Below are 4,119 nucleotides of genomic sequence, written 5' to 3' on the forward strand. Positions count from 1 at the left end.
AGGTGGGTGTCACTGGGTTATAGAAGGTATATGGGGTTTAGTATAATGGTTCCAAAAAATTGAAGAGAAGGAATAGACAAATGACAAGAACACCAGGTAATAAAAAATGGTTCCAAAATATTGCTAAGAAAATCAATCTCCCACTTTATCCGAAGAAAAAATTTAATGGGGAAGAAGTCACTCTCATGCCTGATGGGACAGTTCGATTATCTGAAACAGGAGAAAAGCCTTCTGCTGAAGCACTGGAAGCCTATCAAGACTTCGTTAAAAAATTCAATGAAAGACTACGTCGTTTTGGGGTAAGAACAATCGATGGAAAAGCAACATTGAATACTGTCTCTCGATTCTCGGACGACTATTATAAGAAGTATGCCTCGACACCATTACTGAAACAAGTTTATCCAAACAATGACTTTCCTTTCCATTTGCAACTTCAAGAGGATTACATCATTCAAATTAACTATAGTCAAGAAACGGACTATGAGTTAATTAGTAAGCAACTAAACCAGTTAGATATGGATATCCTACTATTTATAGCTACTTTCCGAAATGTTCAACTCCTTCAAATTTCAAGGGAGTTTGGTTTACCGATTCCTAAAATCAAGCCACATCTCAAACGACTCAGAGAGTTTTACTTAGTTCAAGAGTGGGAGTTCGAACGTGAAGATACTCCAGGGGCTCTTGCGACAAGTTACTCTATTTACAGTCATGGAACGATGTTGCTCTTACTAGCAAATAAGATTAGCAGAAACTTCACTTATAAATGGAAAGATATCCTTCGGGAAGAAGATAACTACTCTCCTATTCGATACTGGAAGGTCGTAGATGCCTATCAGAACTTCAAATTTAATCAAAACTATGCCTATTTTGTTCCTACGTCAAAACTGGATAAGTTCACGTATACAGTGACAAAAACACAAGAAAAGAGTGAGGGGACAAGTCCTCTTTCTGGTATGGAGAAACGAAAATCAGAATTACAAGCCAAAAAGGCGAAGAAAAAAGAGCGTACGTATACGGTCCATGTTCCTAGATATCTCTTTATCGGTCAGTTAGCTCTCAATAAAAAGGAAGATGACGGTACAAAGAATCTTTTTGATGTGTATCCTTATATCACTAACGTAGGTGATATAAGCGATCTTGATAAATTGCTCAATGTCTTTAAACACTTTGGACGTTTCGAGGATGGTTTAGATGAAGAAGGCAACAAACGTTATCTACTGATTATCGTTGATAATTTTGACGACATTCAAGAAATTGAAGACAAGTATATGCTTATTGAAAATGGTGGGTATAAGAACCTCAATAACATTATTTTCCTCAACCTAGAACTTGCTGCAGAAGAAGGGATTGATAAGTCTCTTGTTGTTATCAGAAGTCAAAATGCAACTGATGGTGGTCGTGTGGCCAAATACATGCCCTTTAGAATGAATGAAGCGTTTAACGAGCGTCCATTAATTAAAGATGCCGAACTAGAAGAGTTAAATCAAGAAGAAGGTGATACTGATGCTTAATATCTATATTGATCCCTACGTCCTATCTCCTTTTGAAGCCTCTCCCTTTTTTCATAAGCTGACTAACTTTGCAAAATCTAAAGACCACAGAGTCGCTATTATGGGATTTAAGTCACATATTTCTTGGAATGCTCTATCGTATTTAGAAGATAAAGCTAAGATTACGATTACCCACAATCATGCAGATCTAGAGGATGAGAAAAAACATGCCGTTCTGCTAGCGGGCTATTTAAAAAAGGATATTGAGTTAGTAACGTCTCCAACAAATCACATTACAGATATCTTCCTCTTTGACGAGCAGGCTCAGATGGATACGAATACTTTGTCTCAGCTACTCAGCAAGGTCCCTTACGTACATTACCTATCAACAGAACATTTTTTCCATTCCCCTCACGTTAATAATTTCCCTAAGAACAGGCCATTTATTTTCAATACCCAACTTTTCCGAGACACGAGAAATATTTATTTTGCTAACAGTTTAGTAGAAGGTCATGATTCACTATTTGAAAGTTTAGCTAAGAATGATATTACCCAACAATCATTTTTTGGTAGCAACAACTATATCTTTATACCAGGTCATAATGGAAAGGAAGAAGCACGCGCCAAGGTCATTATGAACGTCACAAAAATTGAAGATTTGACGGTTGAAAGCATAAAACCTTTAGAGTCAGTATCAGCCATTCCAGAACCTCAACAAAGTATGAAAGAGCTACGTTTAGACGAAATTGAAGAACGTCTAAAGCAGAAAATGAAAAGCTCAGATAAAATTATAAACAATGAAAATTCAAGTGAGGTCTTGAAAATTACTTCTGAAACCCTTACAATGATAAGGAAGGTAATGGATTGTATTGGGAGGATGGAAAATAGTTTAAATGTTAAGATGGCTGAACAAGCTGACGTTAACAATAAACTTGATTCAGATTTTGATCCATTATACGCCTTCAGGGCACAACATGATAAATTGGGGGAAGATTAAACACTAATAAAGGGTTGAAGGAGAGTAAAATGACTGATGAAGTAATGACTAAAAAGAATATTTACTTAGTGTCAGATGTTGACAAAGCAAGGAAACTTGAGGCATACATCGTTAGTACTAAAGATGGTATGGAAGTCTTTGGACTTATTGGTTGTGATGAACTTGAGGAATTAACAGATGCTCAACGAGAATTTGTGCAGAGCGATGAAGCGATGCCATTCAAAAGTAACTAAGCTCCATGATAGAATTAAAAAGCTGAGAAATCAGCTTTTTTGAGTTTAAGAAAGAATTATAAGGAATTATAAAATGATAGGATTAAGTATTTTTGGGATAGCAACAAAAGGAGCAGAAACTAGTAAACAGATAGGAGTGGAAAAATATGTTTTGGCACTTATAGTTATCGTAGGAACAATTGAATTATTAATAAGAGTTTGTCAGTGGGGCATAGCTAGGAAGTCTGATGCTTCTAAAGATCTAAAAATATTTAATTCTTTCATAAGAATGTCCATTATTGTATTAGCTGTGCCGGTTATTATTTTTGTAGTACTTCCACATTTTGATATAAAAATTAGTTTTTTCGATGACTCCGATATTTTAGCGTATTATGGAGCAGTTATAGGAGGTATAGGTACGGTTTTAGGTGTTTACTGGACATTAAATTACGAAAGTAAGAAATCAAAAGATGAAAAGAGGGAAAGTAGCTTGCCTATTTTTACCTTTTCAATTCATTCAAATACTGAGAATAGTAGTAATGATTGTAATGATATTGAACCTTTTGTAATCGGAGAAAATTTAAAAGATATATTTAAGGATGAAGATGATAAACTAAATAAACGTTGCAATGAGTTAATAAACAGAAGAATAAAAGTTAAGAAAAGAGTTGAAGAATTTGAAGATTTCGAAGTATCAGAAAAAATTAGAACTGACTTAGATGAAAAGGAAATGGAAAAAAATTTAGAATACTTAAGAGGTATCATAGAGAGTAGTTTAAATAATTTAGACAAAGAAATAAGAAGAATAATAGATAAACGAAAAATTTGCAGATTAGATAAGTCTATTATATTAAACATTAATAATATTGGATTACAATCAGCAATTTTATCTACTATTAAATTTATTCCAAAAGGGATTATATCATCAAGTGATGAAAGTAAGAAAAGAATTTTAGATTACCTTTCAGTTCAAAAAGGAGAGGATACAAAACTAAAAGTTATTTTCGATTGTTATTTTGAAAATCAAGATGGTTTGAATTCTAAGTTTCAAGAATGGGGAGATTTAGAGCTAAAGTACACAGATTTATATTCAAATCAGTACAAGTATAATATACCAATTAAGATTAAAAGAGGGACTGTTCAAGAGGAAGACAAAATACCTATTGAACAATTTGACTTAATTATTGAAAAATCTCAGCTTCCTATTCGACCAAAAGTTAATTAATAACTAAAAGTCAGCTCTAAATGTTATGTACAGGCTATTAAGCTAAAAATAATGAAAAGAGCCTTTATATATCAAATCATCAGGGCTTTTCACCTGTTTTCATGTTTGATTTTAACTAGGTTGGTAGAAAATCTAGCTAGATAGTTACGATTTGATAAAAGTATTACCAATAAAGACATCTATTCGGAAAACAGT

At 33.5% G+C, this 4,119-nt stretch carries 4 protein-coding genes; all 4 read left to right on the forward strand.

Going from position 1 to position 4,119, the window contains the following annotated elements:
* Positions 1-80: 80 nt before the first annotated feature.
* The 4 genes from O3670_RS10825 (at position 81) to O3670_RS10840 (ending at position 3,924) form a co-directional block, all read left to right on the forward strand.
* Complete coding sequence (locus tag O3670_RS10825; protein ID WP_371596161.1) at positions 81-1,511, forward strand: hypothetical protein; 1,431 nt, start codon at positions 81-83, stop codon at positions 1,509-1,511.
* A gap of 100 nt (positions 1,512-1,611) precedes the next feature.
* Entirely contained in the window at positions 1,612-2,487 is an 876-nt protein-coding gene (locus O3670_RS10830) for a hypothetical protein (protein WP_371596162.1), read from the forward strand.
* A 29-nt stretch (positions 2,488-2,516) separates the two neighbouring features.
* On the forward strand, positions 2,517-2,720 hold the full coding sequence (locus O3670_RS10835; protein ID WP_195918016.1) for a hypothetical protein: 204 nt from the start codon (positions 2,517-2,519) through the stop codon (positions 2,718-2,720).
* A gap of 73 nt (positions 2,721-2,793) precedes the next feature.
* Positions 2,794-3,924 carry a hypothetical protein gene (locus O3670_RS10840; protein ID WP_371596163.1) on the forward strand — a complete coding sequence of 377 codons (1,131 nt, stop codon included), beginning with the start codon at positions 2,794-2,796 and terminating at the stop codon, positions 3,922-3,924.
* Positions 3,925-4,119: the final 195 nt, after the last annotated feature.

It is taken from the genome of Streptococcus sp. 27098_8_74 (assembly GCF_041431705.1).
Lineage (GTDB): Bacteria > Bacillota > Bacilli > Lactobacillales > Streptococcaceae > Streptococcus > Streptococcus salivarius_E.